This window comes from Streptomyces sp. NPDC046308, assembly GCF_055588065.1.
Genome location: NZ_JBVJFB010000010.1, coordinates 210865 through 225926, shown reverse-complemented (window position 1 = coordinate 225926; position 15062 = coordinate 210865). Strand labels below are relative to the sequence as shown.

16 protein-coding genes and 2 pseudogenes are annotated in these 15062 nt (G+C 72.7%); 6 read left to right on the top strand and 12 right to left on the bottom strand.

The annotated features are described in order from the left end of the window. Window positions 1–243 precede the first annotated feature (243 nt). Window positions 244–534 carry a hypothetical protein gene (locus ACZ6JT_RS32610; protein WP_469215410.1) on the top strand — a complete coding sequence of 97 codons (291 nt, stop codon included), beginning with the start codon at window positions 244–246 and terminating at the stop codon, window positions 532–534. Window positions 535–620: 86 nt separating this feature from the next. Here the strand turns inward: ACZ6JT_RS32610 and ACZ6JT_RS32605 are convergent. From ACZ6JT_RS32605 to ACZ6JT_RS32560, 10 genes and pseudogenes are all read right to left on the bottom strand, one after another. After that, window positions 621–1100, bottom strand: a pseudogene (locus ACZ6JT_RS32605) (nucleotidyl transferase AbiEii/AbiGii toxin family protein); the annotation flags it as partial. After that, window positions 1097–1462, bottom strand: a complete 366-nt coding sequence (locus tag ACZ6JT_RS32600; RefSeq protein ID WP_469215408.1) for a hypothetical protein — start codon at window positions 1460–1462, stop codon at window positions 1097–1099. The pseudogene ACZ6JT_RS32605 and the gene ACZ6JT_RS32600, both read right to left, overlap by 4 nt. Before the next feature lies 1 nt (window position 1463). Beyond that, window positions 1464–1649 (bottom strand): annotated as a pseudogene (locus ACZ6JT_RS32595) (NAD(P)-binding protein); the annotation flags it as partial. A gap of 222 nt (window positions 1650–1871) precedes the next feature. Beyond that, window positions 1872–2708, bottom strand: a complete 837-nt coding sequence (locus ACZ6JT_RS32590) for an AfsR/SARP family transcriptional regulator (protein ID WP_469215406.1) — start codon at window positions 2706–2708, stop codon at window positions 1872–1874. Window positions 2709–3138: 430 nt separating this feature from the next. Continuing rightward, on the bottom strand, window positions 3139–3333 hold the full coding sequence (locus ACZ6JT_RS32585) for a hypothetical protein (protein ID WP_469215405.1): 195 nt from the start codon (window positions 3331–3333) through the stop codon (window positions 3139–3141). Next, window positions 3323–4066, bottom strand: coding sequence for a ScbR family autoregulator-binding transcription factor (locus ACZ6JT_RS32580; RefSeq protein ID WP_469215403.1), 744 nt, complete (start codon window positions 4064–4066; stop codon window positions 3323–3325). Before ACZ6JT_RS32580 ends, ACZ6JT_RS32585 begins: the two co-directional genes overlap by 11 nt. 49 nt (window positions 4067–4115) lie before the next feature. After that, window positions 4116–5003 carry an AfsR/SARP family transcriptional regulator gene (locus tag ACZ6JT_RS32575; protein WP_469215401.1) on the bottom strand — a complete coding sequence of 296 codons (888 nt, stop codon included), beginning with the start codon at window positions 5001–5003 and terminating at the stop codon, window positions 4116–4118. A 259-nt stretch (window positions 5004–5262) separates the two neighbouring features. Further along, on the bottom strand, window positions 5263–5934 hold the full coding sequence (locus ACZ6JT_RS32570; protein WP_469215399.1) for a TetR family transcriptional regulator: 672 nt from the start codon (window positions 5932–5934) through the stop codon (window positions 5263–5265). A 302-nt stretch (window positions 5935–6236) separates the two neighbouring features. Further along, window positions 6237–6911 carry a ScbR family autoregulator-binding transcription factor gene (locus ACZ6JT_RS32565; RefSeq protein ID WP_365478148.1) on the bottom strand — a complete coding sequence of 225 codons (675 nt, stop codon included), beginning with the start codon at window positions 6909–6911 and terminating at the stop codon, window positions 6237–6239. A gap of 194 nt (window positions 6912–7105) precedes the next feature. Beyond that, window positions 7106–8395, bottom strand: a complete 1290-nt coding sequence (locus ACZ6JT_RS32560; RefSeq protein ID WP_469215398.1) for a cytochrome P450 family protein — start codon at window positions 8393–8395, stop codon at window positions 7106–7108. Between the two features lie 459 nt (window positions 8396–8854). On the opposite strand from ACZ6JT_RS32560, the gene ACZ6JT_RS32555 reads away from it, so the two are divergent. After that, the gene (locus ACZ6JT_RS32555; RefSeq protein WP_469215396.1) at window positions 8855–9841 is read left to right on the top strand and encodes a ScbA/BarX family gamma-butyrolactone biosynthesis protein; all 987 of its coding nucleotides are present in this window, start codon (window positions 8855–8857) and stop codon (window positions 9839–9841) included. Between the two features lie 86 nt (window positions 9842–9927). Here the strand turns inward: ACZ6JT_RS32555 and ACZ6JT_RS32550 are convergent, their stop codons facing one another. Beyond that, a complete protein-coding gene (locus ACZ6JT_RS32550; RefSeq protein WP_469215394.1) occupies window positions 9928–10866 on the bottom strand; it encodes an NAD-dependent epimerase/dehydratase family protein in 939 nt (312 codons plus the stop codon). 100 nt (window positions 10867–10966) lie between these two features. Between ACZ6JT_RS32550 and ACZ6JT_RS32545 the strand changes: the two genes are divergently transcribed. From ACZ6JT_RS32545 to ACZ6JT_RS32535, 3 genes are all read left to right on the top strand, one after another. Then, the gene (locus ACZ6JT_RS32545) at window positions 10967–11938 is read left to right on the top strand and encodes an RNA-guided endonuclease InsQ/TnpB family protein (RefSeq protein ID WP_469215518.1); all 972 of its coding nucleotides are present in this window, start codon (window positions 10967–10969) and stop codon (window positions 11936–11938) included. A 79-nt stretch (window positions 11939–12017) separates the two neighbouring features. Continuing rightward, window positions 12018–12767 (top strand): SDR family NAD(P)-dependent oxidoreductase, encoded by a 750-nt coding sequence (locus ACZ6JT_RS32540; protein ID WP_469215392.1) that lies wholly within the window; start codon window positions 12018–12020, stop codon window positions 12765–12767. A 123-nt stretch (window positions 12768–12890) separates the two neighbouring features. Next, window positions 12891–13361, top strand: coding sequence for a flavodoxin family protein (locus tag ACZ6JT_RS32535; RefSeq protein WP_469215391.1), 471 nt, complete (start codon window positions 12891–12893; stop codon window positions 13359–13361). 57 nt (window positions 13362–13418) lie between these two features. Here ACZ6JT_RS32535 and ACZ6JT_RS32530 read toward each other — a convergent pair whose 3' ends face one another. After that, a complete protein-coding gene (locus tag ACZ6JT_RS32530; protein WP_469215389.1) occupies window positions 13419–14171 on the bottom strand; it encodes a hypothetical protein in 753 nt (250 codons plus the stop codon). Window positions 14172–14587: 416 nt separating this feature from the next. On the opposite strand from ACZ6JT_RS32530, the gene ACZ6JT_RS32525 reads away from it, so the two are divergent. Further along, window positions 14588–14941 carry a ribonuclease H family protein gene (locus ACZ6JT_RS32525; protein WP_469215387.1) on the top strand — a complete coding sequence of 118 codons (354 nt, stop codon included), beginning with the start codon at window positions 14588–14590 and terminating at the stop codon, window positions 14939–14941. Window positions 14942–15062 lie beyond the last annotated feature (121 nt).

Here is a 15062-nt window from a genome sequence, read left to right as displayed (position 1 = left end):
AGGCGGCCCCGACAGGCCCCGGCACGGCGGAAACGATCCGCTCGTGATCACGCCCGCGGCGCCGGCCGTTTGAGGCACGCCATCGACCTGGGCTACGTTCCGGGCACAGCCACGGACACCACTGAACGCTCCGGGAGTTGTTCCACCGAGCCGTCGAGACACGACCGAGGGCGCCCCCGCACCGGTGGGTGCGGCGCGCCCCGCGCCACGCCCCGCCGGCTCCGGCACGAAAGGCCGCCAGCCGTGAACGACCCCTCAGCCGCCGAGCGCCCCGACGACACACGCCCGACGCCGTCCTGGTCGCTGACGGTGCCGCTCACCGGCGCGGCGTGCGCCGTGCTCCGCTTCGGCGGCGTCTGGTCCTGGTGGGCCCTGCTGTGGGCCCCCCTGCTCGCGGCCGCCCTCGCCGGCATCGTCCTCGAATGGCGGGTACTGGCACACAACCGCTGGCGCATGGGAACCATCGAATGGCTCCTGCTGGCCACCGCCCACCTCGGCTCCGCCGCCGCAGCGGGACTCGTCCTCGGCCTGTGACCTGCTTCGGCCAAGAGCACCCCAAGCCGGCGAGCACACCGCGCCCGTCGCCAGGCGCCGCCCCGGGACCGTCAGGCCTCCTCGATGAGGCCGTACGCGGCGAATTCCTCGTCATCGGCCCAGTCCGCGCCGGCGAGGCGGTCGCGGAGGTCATGGAGGCGGAACTCGTCCCCGCCGTGCCGCTCCAGCTCGCGAGCCGTGCGATGACGGGAGGCGGCGTGTACTTCGATGAGGTCGCGGACGGCGCCGCGGTCGGCCAAGGCGCGGACCTTGGTACCGATGACGGAGTCGAAGGCGAGGACCGGCCCGTACTCGGTCTGGGCCGGCGGCGTCCAGAAGTGCTCCTTGAGGACGTCCACCTCGCACTGCTCGCCGGTGTCCGGGTCGGCAGCCACCAGCCGGGCCGACAGCGAGTCCACGTCGATCACGCGCACCTGCCAGCCCCGTGCGGCCAGTCCCCGCCCATGGGCCTGAACGACGTACCCACCGGTGATCACGAGGGGATACGGGGCGCCGACGTCGATGACGGCGGCCAGCAGCCGCCGGTGCAGGTCGCTCAGCTTCACGCGGCGACCGACCTCGCGCTCGCGAGCTCGGGAAAGGCTTCCTCCCAGACCTGCCGCACATGCCTGCTGACCAAGGTGCGCAGGACCGGCCACTGGGCCACGAGGAGGTCGCGGTTCAGCAGGGTGACGAGGTCCTCGTGCCGCCCCTCGGCCAGGACGGTGCGGTACAGGCCCATGCGCAGGCGAGGCCGGTCCAGGGCGTAGGCGCGCAGCCCGGACCAGGCCACGTGCAGGGGGAGCCCGACCACCCCGTGCTCCGGACCCGCGAGCTTCTCCAGCGAAGCGGGCAGCCGGTTCGCGTACCGGGCACGGAGCACCTCGGCCACCGACGGCGCCGCGCTGCTGGAGGAGTGCATCACCATGAACCCCGGCCGCCTCCAGGGCGAGCTGCCCGTTGTAGTCGTGGATGTCGAGCATCCCGCCCTGCGTGCGCGCCTGCGGGGAGGACTCCGCCTCATAGACCGTGACCGGGACTTTGTGGACGTGCAGGACCCGGGCCAGGGCGAGTCCGCCGAGTCCCGCGCCGATGATCGTGACGGGTGTGCGCATGGTGGCTCCTTCGGGACCGGGCCGCCCGGTGGATCCGGCCGGCCGTCTCCGGCAAGGTGTCAGGGCCCGCCCACAGGCCCCCGACAGCGGACCGACAGCCACCGACACCCTCCGACAGACGACCGACACCCCCCCCGCCCGCCGATGCCATGCCATGGCGCGGTGCGGGGCCGTGCCGTGCGGGGCCGTGCCGTGCCGTGCGGGGCCGGCCCGGCCAGGGGCTCAGACCGCGTACAGGTCGAAGGTCGACCCCCGCTTCGGTCCCGCCTGTACGTCCAGCGCCGGATCGACCGTCAGCATCGCCTGGTGCAGCCGCTGCAGCTGCGGCGACGGCTCCACTCCCAGGTCCTCGATCAGCCGTCCGCGCAGCCGCCGGTACACGTCCAGCGCCCTCGCCTGCCGCCCCGAGCGGTACAGCGCCACCATCGCCTGCGAGTGCAGCCCCTCGTGCTGCGGATGCCGGGCGATCAGCTCGGTGAGCTCGGCCAGCAGCTCCGTGTGCCGCCCCAGCCGCAGGTCCACGTCGATCCGCCGCTCCACGGTGACCAGCCGGCTCTCCTCCAGCCGCATCACCTCGATCTCCAGGATCGGCCCCACCCGTACGTCGACCAGCGCGGGCCCCTGCCACAGCGTGAGCGCCGCGCGGAGCATGGCCGCCGCGCTCTCGTCGTCGCCCCGCTCGAAGTCGCTGTGGCCCCGGGCCACGAGGCTCTCGTACTCGTGCACGTCCACCGCGTCCGGCGGGATCTGCAGCAGGTACCCGCCGTGCCGCGTGACAAGGACCTCTTTTGCGCCACCGGCGCTGCCCGGGCCGCCGCCGCCCGGACCCATGGCGGTACCCAGCTGCCGGCGCAGCTGGAGTATGTACGTCTGCAGGGTGGTGAGAGCGCTCTGCGGCAGGTTGGTGCCCCAGAGCTCCTCCATGAGCGTGGGCACCGGCACCACCCGGCCCGGGTAGAGGGCGAGGAGCGTCAGGATCTGCCGCGGCTTGCGTGCGGTCGGAACGATCGAACCCCCGTTGACCTCGGCACTCAACGGACCCAGCACCTTAATCTTCACGGTCTCCTCCGCAAGTCGTCGACTCCCTCGTTTTTCGGCCTTCGACTCGGGGCACGGTAGCGGTACTTGAGCGATGTCACCGGATTCTCGAGCCCCCTTCGAGCCCCTCTCCACGCCCCCGTCCCGTAGCCGGGGGAAAGGCCCGCACCCAGGCGAAACACCGCACGGGACCCGCCCGGGGGAGAGGACCGCTTCACCCGGGGCGCCGGCCGCGCCGGCCGCGCCGGAAGGCCAACGCGAACGCCGGACGTCAGGTACCCGTCCGGCCCGCGTACGCGCTGCCCGTGCCGGGCGCACCCTCCGACGCCCTCCCACCTGCCCCCGGTCCGGCCCGCACCGCACCCACCGCGACCACGACGACCGCGACCGCGCCTGCGACGACCGCGACCGCGACGACCGCGCCCGCAACGACCGCGCCCGCCTGCGGGAGTTACGCGCCCGCCGCCTCGGCCCGGTCCACGTCGCCCGGCAGCACCACGCCCGGCGCCACCACGCCCGCCCGCACCGCGCCCGGCGGCGGCGTCACCCCGTCCTCGTTCCTCTCGACGGCGGCCGCGCCGCCACCGGCACGGGCCGTCCCTCCCAGCGGCGCCGCCCACAGCGGTACCACCGTCTCACCGCTCACAGACCGCCCCACCGCCCGCTCCACCGCCCGCTTCCTCCCGCCCCGCCCCGAGGAACTCCGCGGCCCCGCCGGACCCCGGCCCGCCCGCCGTGCCACCCGGCGCCCGCGCCCGGTACCTGCGTACGCTCCCGGCCTCCACGAGGCTCGGCAGCAGCCGGGCCCACAGGGCCGCCACCTTCCGCTGGAGCTCCCGGTACGGCATCCCGGTACCGGACATGACCTCGATCCCGCACGCCGCGGCCGCCACCAGCGCCTCGGCGCCCTCCCACTCGCGGTCCGCCGCCGGCAGTTCACCCGCGTCCCTCGCCAGCCGGAGCAACGTACCGACCACCGAGATCCACGCGGCGTGGAAGTCCACCACCACCGACTGCGCCCCGACGGGCCCCCGGGGCCCGGCCCCGCACTCCTTGGTGATCCGGAAGCTCGCCGGGACCGCCGGATCCTCCCACAGCGCCCGGGCCAGCCAGTGCGTGATGTCGATCAGCGCCTGCAACGGCGAGGCCCCCGACTCGCGCAGGGCCCGTACCTCCTCGTGCAGCAGGGTGTACCCCCGCTGCTGCACCGCCTCCGCCAGCTCGTCCTTGGAGGCGAAGTGAAAGTACAGCGCCCCCTTCGTCACCCCGGCCGCGCCCGCGATCTCGCCCAGCGTCGCACTGGCGTAGCCGTTGCGGTGGAACATCTCGGCGGCGGCATGGACCAGCCGCCTACGGGTTCGCTCCGACCTCTCCTGCACCGAGCCGTCCCCTCCGGCCCCGCCGCCGACCGGCAGGGCCCCGCGCACCTCAGACCCGTACGAGCCGCTCGCCCCCGGGCTCCACGCCCGGCTCGGCCAGGCCCTCGGGGCCCGCCATCAGGATCGAGCGCTGCAGCCGCCGCAGCGCCACCGACGGCTCCAGCCCCAGCTCGCGCACCAGCGTCCCGCGCAGCCGCTGGTAGACGTCCAGCGCCTCGCCGCGCCGGCCCGAGCGGTGCAGGGCGAGCATGAACTGGCCGTGCAGGTTCTCGTGCGTGCGGTACCGGCTCGCCAGCACGGTCAGTTCGGCCAGCAACTCCCGGTGCCGGCCCAGCCGCAGGTCCGCCTCGATCCGCTGGTCGAGGGCGCACAGCCGCGTCTCCTCCAGCCGTCTGGCCTCCATGTCCAGCTGGACCCCGCCCTGTACGTCGGCGAAGGCGGGCCCGCTCCACAGGGCCAGCGCCTCGCGCAGCAGCCGCGCGGCGGCGGGGAAGTCGCCCGCGTCCATGGCGCGGTAGCCCGTCCCGGCGAGCCGGTCGAACTCCCGCACGTCCAGGACGCCGCCGCCGCTGCTCAGCAGATAGCCACCCGGCAGGGTGACGAGTATGTCCTTCGCGGTCCGCACGGGATCGCCGGGATCACGCGGATCCCCGGGATCCGCACCGGCCCCCGCACCTGCCTGCGCGCCGTCGGCCGCGCCCCGCTCCAGAGCGGTCGCGATGAGGGCCCGTAACTGCAGGACGTACGTCTGGAGCGTCGTGCGCGCGCTGCGCGGCGGTTCGCCCGCCCACAGCTCCTCGATCAGCGCCGATACGGGTACCACCTGGTCGGCATGGAGGGCCAGGAGCGCCAGGACCTGCCGGGGCTTGGGGGCGGTCGGCGTGATGGAGATCCCGTTCTCCCGCACAGCCAACGCGCCCAGTACATCGATGTCCACGCCGTACTCCCCTGTCCTTGGATGAGTCGCACAGCAAGTAGAAAACAGGACCGACGGTTTGTCAATATCAAACCGGTTGCGCTGTTTTGCAGGCCGGCGCAGCCTGACCGATCCTCAAAAACCCATTCCCAGCTGGGATTTCATTCCATCTGTCGCACCCCGGAGTGAGCACCCGGCCCCTTGGTCGTCGTCACTGACGCCCTCGGAACCGGCTCTCGCGGCGCTTCAAACAGACCAAGCAGTCTGCTACGGCGTCCCCTTACGCGAGCGGACGGGGGCCGGGACCGGCGTCACCGGACGACCCCTGCGCCACGAGAGCGGCCAGGGTCCCGTCGGCCGCGAGCCGGGGGAGCGTCACCACCCAGAAGCGGGTGAGGGCGTGGGGGGCGAGCCAGTCCCGGTCACGGGCACCCAGGGCCTCCAGCCCCACGGTGGCGGCCACCACCACGCCCGCCGCGTCCTGCGGGGAGAGCCCGTCGGCCAGCACGCCCTGCCGCGCCGCGGCCCGCGTCACCGCCTCGACCCACAGGCGCCACTGACGGCGCAGGTCGATCGCGCTCCTGCGGGAGACGTCCGCGCACAGCAGGAAGGCGGCCCGCACCACCACGTCCGCCGCGAGCAGGGCCAGCAGGGCGTGGGAGGAATCCACCAGCACCTGCAGGGCGTTGCCGTCCACCGCCGCCGACGAGGCCGAGACGCCGCCCCACCGCTCGGTGGTGACCCGCCGCAGCGCCTGCGCCGCCCGTTCCTCGACCGCCCGGGCGAGCACGGTCTTGTTCTCGAAGTGGAAGTGCAGCCCGCCGGCGCTCACGCCGGCCCGCCGGCTGATCGCCGCGATCGACGCGGTGACGAAACCCTGCTCGGCGAACACCTCCGCGGCGGCGCGGATCAGCGTCTCTCGCGTGCGCGCCGCACGCTCCTGCTTGACCATGGAGTCTCCACAAACCGTCAATGCGGTTTGCCCAAGGGGGTACAAGATCTTGTCGGCCACAGTCTGCGGTCGCACCGGAGCGCGGCTCGTTTCCTGCTGGAGTCGGTGTGCGTACGAGGCGTACGCCAACCCGCCCAGCGGCCGCACTCCCGGTGTCGTATACCCCGGCCCCGCGCGCCTTGACCCTGCGGGCCTTGACCCCGCGCGCCTTGACCCTGCGGGCCTTCACCCCGCGCGTCCGCGCCTCGCGGGCCTTCACCCCGCGCGTCTGCACGCCGTGCGTCCCCGCCGCGGGCGCGGTCTCAGGACAGCGCCGGCTCGGGTTCCTGTGCCGGGTCGGTCCCGATCCCCATCTCCGCGGTCACCCGCCGCCCCCGGTCGGGGCCCAGGTCCAGCCTCGCGAGCACCGCGGGCGTGGAGATGCTCGGGTAGATGTGCTGGTAGACGGCGGCCACCCGCTGTTCGAGGTCCGTCCGGTCGTTGAGGGTCTGCGAGAAGATCTGGGCGCCCGTCCAGCAGGCCGACAGGATCCAGGCCGTCTCGGCGGGATCGACGTGGGGGAGGAGCTCGCCCTGCTCCTTCGCCTCGCTGAGCAGGGCGCGCGTGAACTCGATCCAGCCCGGCACGGACCCTCCGCCGAAGATGTCGCGCATCCCCGGGCCCAGCGAGAGCCGGGCCCCCGCGCTGAGCATCGGCTCGTGCTTCATCCGGTACGCCAACACCATCGCGACGTCGGCCAGTTCCTGGAGCTTGCTCTCCCGGTGGGGCACCCCGCCCTCGGCGAACTGCTCCTCGAGCACGCCCTGGGCCAGCTCCTGCTTGGAGGAGAAGTGGAAGTAGAGGGCGCCCTTGGTGACCCCCGCCCGCGCGAGGATGTCCGCGATGGTGGCCGCGTCGTAGCCGCGCTCGTCGAAGACCGCCGCCGCCGCTTCCAAGATCGCGCGACGCGTACGTACCGCACGCTCTTGCCGTGCCACGGTGCCTCCGTTGTCCATGGGCCGTGCCTGACGGATCCCCTGACAGGATCCGTCACCCCATCATCCGTCACCTCATCAAAACCAACCAGAAGGTCCGTATTTTAGTCAAGCGCCTCTGCCCGGCCGGGCATCACAATCCGTCACCTCTCCACCAAAACCCCACACCCCCTTCCCTCACTTCCCTCCCTTGCGCCTCACACACCCCTGTTCTCGGCCCCCAGCACCACCGGCAGCTCCCGCAGCCCGTTGGAGATGAACGACGCCACCCGCGGCAGCTCCCCGCCCCCCACAACCGCCAGTTCCGCCTCCGGGAACCTCTCGAAGAAGCGCTCCACGGCGATCGCGCACTCGGCCCGCGCCAGGGTCGCGCCCAGGCAGTAGTGCGTCCCGAAACCGAAGGACAGGTGCTGACCGCGCGTCTCGCGCGTGACGTCGAACCGCTCCGCCCCCGCCCCGTGCAGCTGCGGATCCCGCCCGACCGCGCCGAAGGACACCAGGATCGGGTCCCCCTGCGGGATCACCACACCCTCGCCCATGTCGATGTCCTCCACCGCGAACCGCAACAGCCCGTAGGAGGCCGGCGGTTCGATGCGCAGCGCCTCCTCGACCACGTCCTCCCAGGATCCGAGCCCGGCCCGTACGGACTTCAACTGCGCGGGGTGGCGCAGCAGTTCGTGCAGGGCGGTGCAGATGAGGTTGACGGTGGTCTCGTACCCGGCCGTGAAGAGCAGGATCAGGTTGTCGACCAGCTCCTTCTCGCTGAGCCGCACCCCCTCCTCCCCGCCGTCCGAGTCCCGGGCGGCGATCAGCACGCTGGTGATGTCGTCCCCCGGGTGCGCCCGCCGGTACGCGACCACCTCCGCCATGGTCACGTCCATGTCCGCGGCATTGCGCTGCGCGTCCTCGACCGTGATCGTGGTGTCGAAGAAACCCTTGATGATCTTGTGCAGGGGCGCCCAGGAGCGCTCCGGGATCCCGAACAGCTCGAAGACCATCCGGGTCGGCAGCTCGTGCGCGAAACCCGCCCGCAGGTCGACCGTCCGGCCCGGCGGCAGCGCGGCCAGGCCGTCCAGCAGCCCGTCCACGACCTCCTCGATCCTCGGCCGCAGGGCGGCGACGCGCCGCGAGGTGAACGCGGCCGCGACCGGCTTGCGCAGGCGCGTGTGCTCCTCCCCGTAGGCGGTGATCATGTTCTGCACGGAGACCCAGATCGACAGCGGCCACTCGGCGCCGACCTCTCCGCTGATCCACGCCGGCCAGTGCCGGTAGGCGTCCTTCGACACCCGTGGATCCACCAGCAGCCGGCGGATGTCGGCGTGCCGGTTGACGGCCCAGCCCCTCACCCCGCCGGGCAGCAGCACCTGCGTCGCCGGCGCCTGCTCCCGGATGCGCGCCGCCTCGGCGTGCACGTCCGCTCCGGAGAGGTCGATCGCTATGGGGCACTGACGGTTCATCTGACGGCTCTCCCGGATGGCGGCGAACATCGGTCACAGGGGGCAGCGGACTGCCGACACCCTGCGTTCAGAAACCATCCATCCGGTTCTTTAGTGACCGGCGGCGGCCCTGATTCTGGCATTGCCCCACCCCGCCTGCCAATGGTTTGCCGAACGGGTCGCGCCCCGTGACGGCCACTCAAGAGCGGCCTGAACGTTGCCCGTTGAACAACATGTGACGATGGCCTGCCGGACCGGCGCATATGACCGGAAGGCCTTCTCCCACTTGGGTTGTGGTCCCGCACATCGCGGGCGGCGGCCGCCATCCTGATATTCGCTGGTCGACGTCACGGCGGCCCCGGACTGTCTTGATCGGCCACCCCCGACGGTGGCGCACGAGCGACATCCACTCTCCCTCCGCACCTTGCAAACCAAACCGGAGAGTACGTATCTTGCGTCTCGCGTACGCAACCCGTCCCATCCGTCAAACGGCTCTGCGGGAGAGGTCCCATGACCATGCTGACGACCCGGAACCACGCGCCCGTCCTCCCGCTCAGGGGAGTGGGGGAACCCTGGACGCGCTGCAACGAGGCCCCCGTACTGACCACCACGGTGCCCAGGGAGTACGTCCACCGCAGCTCACTCGCCGAGGTCTTCCTCACCGGCTGCGACCGCATCTGCGACGACACCTTCGCCCTCACCGGACAGTGGCCCCGCGCCCACACCTTCTTCACCAGCGCCGACGGTCGCGGCCACGACCCCGTACAGGCCGGCGAGACCATCAGACAGGCCGGCCTCTACCTCTGCCACGCCGTCTACGGAGTCCCCCTCGGCCACAACGTCCTCCTGTGGAGCCTGGACTTCACCTCCCGCCCCGAGCACCTGCGCATAGGCCGCGGCCCGAGCGAACTCGACATGACCGCCCGCTGCACGGACTTCACCTGGAAGGGCAGCCGCTTCTCCGGTTTCCTGCAGGTCGACATCCACCGAGGCGGCGAACTCGCCGCCTCCGGCACCGCCCGCTTCACCTGCGTCGCCCCCACCACCTACCGCCGGCTGCGCGGCGAGCGCGGGCACACCGGCTTAACGCGCCCCCTCGCCCGCCGCACCCCCGTACCCGCCGCCGCCGCGGGCCGGCTCGTGCCCTTCGACGTGGTCCTCGCCGCCGCGGACCGGCCGGGCCGCTGGCTGCTCAACCCCGACCTCGACCACCCGATCCTCTTCGAGCACGCCAACGACCACCACCCCGGCATGGTGCTGATCGAAGCCGCCCGCCAGGCCGCCTGCGGACTCCACCTCCCGGGGACGTTCACCCCCACCGGCCTGTCCACCGAGTTCCACCAGTACGCCGAACTGGACACCCCCTGCTGGGTGGACGCCACCGTCGTGGCACCCGGCCGCGTCGAGATCACCGGCCACCAGGACGGCCGCACCGTCTTCACCTCGACGGTCACCGGCCGCCACGAAGAGAGCCACGCGATGTTCCCCCTGCGGTGACACCCACCCGCCCCACCGCCCCCACCGCCCCCGACGCTCCGGCGCCCCTCCGCCGCGCCCCTCCGCCGCGCCGCAACCCCGCCACGTCAGCGCGGCGACCCCAGGCCCTCACCGCGGTACCAGTCGGCGTAGCGACCGAACGCCTCCGAGAACCGCGCCCCGGGGGAGGCCTCCACCTGCCCCCACAGCCGCCCGCTGTCGTACCAGTGGTCCACCGCCAGCAGTGACACCTGCCGCCGCACCACCGCATCCGGACCGTCCGGGCCCCCGACCAGCTCCAGCGCCCCGGACAGGTCCACCTCCCCCCTCGGCAGCGGCAACCCCAGCTCCCGCGCCACCGTCCCCACGACCTCCCGCGCCGTCACCGGCTCGGGGTGCCCCGCGTGCAGCACCCCGCCGACACCCTCCTGCCGTACGGCCAACTCGGCGATCGCACCGGCCAGCGCGTCCACCGACACCAGGGACATCCGGGCCCGCCCGCCCTCCACCCAGTGCGGCAACCGCGCCAGCAACCGCACCAGCGACGGCACCACCCAACGGTCCCCCCTCCCGTACACCAGATGGGGCCGCACCACCGCCCCGCCCGCCGCCAGCACCATCCGCTCACCGACGAGCCGGGAGGCACTGGTCACCGACCCCGGCTCCTCGGCGAGCTCCCCCTCCACCGCACCCCGGTGCGCCCCCTCCCGGTACACCGCCGCCGTCCCCAACTGCACGATCCGCCGCACCCCGGCCCGCTCCGCCTCCGCCAACAGCGCCCGCGTGCCGTCCGCGTTGACGGCCCGGCACTCCTCGGCCGTACCCCCGATCCGCGCGGCGAGATGCAGCACGCAGTCCACCCCCTCGCACAGCCCGCGCAGCGACCCGGGCCGCACGAGGTCCCCCCGCACCCCCTCCACCCCTGACGGCAGATCAGAACGGTGCGCCAACGCCCGTACCGCCACGCCCTCCTCCACGAGCCGCCCCACCACCGCGGAACCGACGAATCCGGCCGCTCCGGTCACCAGCACAACGCTTCTTCTCATCACGCCCCCCATCCCATCTCTGATCTTGCGTGGGTGTCCCCTGCTTTGGCTGGGGAGGCAAACGTGTCCTTGGCCTGGAGGCGCGGAGCGCCGGTGTTCGCTGTGTTGTCGGTGGCGGCCCGCGGCGTTCTTCCGCCGGGTCAAGTACGGTGACGTGCCGGGCTATCCGCGCTTTCGGGGGATCAACTGGTTCGACACGGTGGACTTCCCGAAGGACGGCGACGGCTGCCGCTGGAACTCGACTCCGCACGAGCGGGTCACCCGCGTCCGCTTCCAGGGCGTCGGGCACGTCAAGGTCAACCAACACCGGCTGGTGGTCGGCAAGGTCAAGACTGTGTCCGTCAAGCGGGAGGGCAAGCGCTGGTACGTGGTGCTGAGCGCAGAGCAGACCCGGCCCGAGCCGCTGCCGGCGACAGGGACCGCGGTCGGCATCGACATGGGCATCGCCTCGTTCCTCACCACGTCCAACGGCGGGCACATCGCCAACCCGCGCCATGGTCGCCGCGCCGCTGCGAAGCTCCAGGCCGCACAGCAAAAGCTCGCCCGCTTCGGGCGCGTGCGCCGGGACAAGCGGACCGGCAACCACGAGCGGGCCGTCCGGAAGGTTGCCGACCTGCACCGCAAGGTCCGCCGCCAGCGCCTGGACCACGCGCACAAGACCGCCTTGGACCTGGTCCGCGATCACGATGTCATCGGGCACGAAGACCTCAAGATCCGCAACATGGTCAAGGCTCCCAAGCCAAAGCCAGACCCCGAACAGCCGGGCATCTTCCTGCCCAACGGGGTTGCTGCGAAGGCCGGATTGAACCGTTCGATCTCGGATGCCGGATGGGGGGTGTTCCTCGCGATCCTCACCAGCAAGGCTGAAAGCGCCGGTCGGGAAGTGATCGCTGTGGACCCCCGCAATACGTCCCGGACCTGCCCCGAATGCGGGCATGTCAGCGCGGAGAACCGACCCGCACAGGAGAAGTTCCACTGCGTCAGCTGCGGCCACCAGGCCCACGCCGACGTCGTCGGGGAACTCAATGTTCTACGGGCCGGGCTGGTCCGTCGCAACGCCAACCAGGCATAGCGAAAAGCCCCCACCTCAGGTGGGGGAGGAGTCACCGTGTTACGGTCGCGCCGTGACGGGGGAGACCAGCAATTCTCTGATGGCGGGCAGATCGGCGCTGATCACGGGCGCGAGCGCGGGCATCGGCGCGGCCGCCGCACGCGTCTTCTGCCGCGAAGGCGCCTCGGTGACCCTGGTGGCCCGCCGCGAACCCCAACTGGCCGCCCTCACCCGGGAACTGCGTGCCGCCGGCCACCAGGCCCAGTACGTGGTCGCCGACGTCTCCCGCACCGAGGACGTGGCCCGCGCCGTCGACACGGCCGTCGCCGCCTACGGCCGCCTGGACGCCGCCTTCAACAACGCGGGCGTCGGCGCGACCCCGCAGCCGATGCACCTGCTGGACGAAGACGCCTACGACACCGTGATGGACACCAACGTCCGCGGCGTCTGGAACTGCATGCGCCACGAGATCCGCGCCATGCTGGCGGGCGGCGGCGGCTCCATCGTGAACAACAGCAGCACCGCCGGCCTCGTCGCCACCCCGGTCACCGCGACGTACATCGCCTCCAAACACGCCGTCCTCGGCTTCACCAAGGCCGCGGCCTGCGAGTACGCCGCCCACGGCATCCGCATCAACGCCATCGCCCCGGGCTCCACCCGCAGCGAGATGATCGACAACTGGCTCCAGCAGAACCCGGAAATGGAGGAAGTCCTCCTCCGCTCGGCCCCCCTGCCGCGCATCGCGGACCCGACGGAGATCGCCGAGGCGGCCGCCTGGCTCTGCAGCGACCGCGCGTCCTTCGTCCTGGGCACGACCCTCTCGGTGGACGGCGGCTGGACCACACGCTGACCCCGTCCCCCCTCGCCTTTCCCCTTTCCCCATCGCACCGAACCCCGCCCCGGCGGGGGCCTGTCACATTCGGCGCGCCTGATCGGTCCCCGCTCCAGAGAGCGACCGACGAAAGGGACACCGATGAGGACTCTGCTCGTGTGCACGTCCGTATCCCACGGCAACACCCGCCGCGTGGCGCAGGCGATGGCCCCCATCCTCGACGCCCGCGTGGTCACACCACAGGAGGCGACGGCCCTCGAACCGGCCCGCTACGACCTGGTGGGCTTCGGCTCCGGCGTCTTCTCCCAGCGCATGCACCCGGACCTGCTCGGCTTCGTCCGCACTCTGCCGGCCTCGCGCGGGCGGGCCTTCGTCTTCGCCACCAGCGGCCTGCCGGAACTGCCGTTCGCGCCTTTCACCCGGCCGCTGGTACGCCTCCTCCAAGCCAGGGGCTTCCACGTCGAGCCCACCTTCACCTGCCGCGCCTTCGACACGTGGGCGCCGTTCAAACCCCTCGGCGGCATCAGCCGACACCGCCCGAACGCGGCCGACCTGACCGCCGCCCGTACGTTCGCCCGACGACTCGCCAACGGCCCCACCACCACGCCCTGACGACCGCGGACACCCCGGCCGTGACGGGACCGGTCCCGGCCACGGGCGGCGCCGGACTCAGCTGTCGCGGTCCCATCGCAGAGCGGCGAACGTGGCGGGGAACGCGATCAGCGCCCAGATGACCACCGTCATGCCCGCGGCCACCCAGGCGTCCCACACCGTGAGGCAGAAGAACGACACAGCGGGCGGAACCACCACCACGCACACGATCTTCGCCATGCCGAAGCCGACCCGCGGCACGGCGGGACGGCCGGCGTCACGGCAACGGGCCCGCCGGACACTGCCGAACGCGGCGACGAAGGCCACCCCCGACAGCCACACGCCGACCAGCGTGAGCCCCACGTACATGGTGGCCTCGTCCGGCAGCCCCGGCAGCGTCTCGCCGACCCCGTCCTGGCGGACGGAGACCTGCACGTCCCGCCAGGTGACGACCTCCACCTCCTCACCGGGCTCGACGCGCCGCGACAGTTCGCCGTCCGGATCGAGGCGGAGCGGCCGGTCGGCGGGAGCCGGAACGGGCCCCCGCAGCCGCACCTCGAAGACGGTCGCCTTCTTCGGGCCGCTCGTGGCGGGCCGAGCGGACAGCACCGTGGCCCGGGTCGTACGCAGACAGGCGGCCGCCCCCCGCTCGGCCTGCTCCCCGGCACACGGCCGGGCCGCCAGGAACGACTCCTCGTAGGCGATCTGCTCCGGGATCTGGCTGCCCAACGCGGCGGAGAGCGCCAGCAGCACCACCCCCAGCAGCGCCCAGCCCCCCGCCTCCCACCTCTCGCCCCCGGCCCGCTCCCGCACCCCCGTGTCCAAGGCCACCCCGTCATCCCCCTCCTGCCATGGGCCGGCACACACCCGCGGCCGCCCCGCCCAGCGGGCGTCCGGGCCCGCGCCCCGCCCCCTACGGACGGCAGACGAGACACCACGGTTCCCCCACAGCCCACCGGCGGCCCCAGCGACCCAGTGGGGACAGCCGCCGCTACGACTCTCCGGCCGCCGCCGGGAGGTTGTGCCACGCGTGTCCGCAGGCGCCCTTGCAGTACGTCTCCCATGCGGCGCGTACCCGCCGACCTCCCGCACCACCCAGACCCACGCGCAGACGGCGGAGCGCCGGCCGCGGTCCTCCTCCACCGCGACGGGGACGCCCAAGGCGGCCACGAAGCGCGGGACAGGTCCGCAGCAGGCCCGGAACAGGCCCGGAACGGGCACGGCCGCCGATGGGGTTGGATGGCGGCATGGTGAGACGCAAGAAGGAGAAGGAGCAGCGGCCCGCCTTCGGCCTTCCGACGGGGATCGTCCTCCTGGCGACCCCGGAGGGCTGGCACACGAGCGTCCGCACCGCGGAAGGCGGCATGCTCTGCGGGCGCCTGAGCGTGCCGCCCCGCACCGACCCCCAGCACGCGCGGGCCGCGGCGGCGGTCATGGTGACGGAACTCGCGCGCGACGTCCACCACACCGACGTGCAGGTGCACTGGGATCCGCCCGGGGAGCCCTGGTCGTGGACCGCCCAAGTCGCCCGCACCGCCCGCACCGCCCGCTCAGAGAACGAACCCGCCGCGTCGCAGACCGAAGGCCGCACACCAAGCTGACCGGCAGCCGCCCCCCGGGTCAGGGCGCGCCCGGCACCACGCGCGCGCGTTGCTCGGCGTACGGACACAGCGCGCCGCCCCCGCCACGAGGACGGCCGTTGTCAGTGGCGGGCGCCAGGAT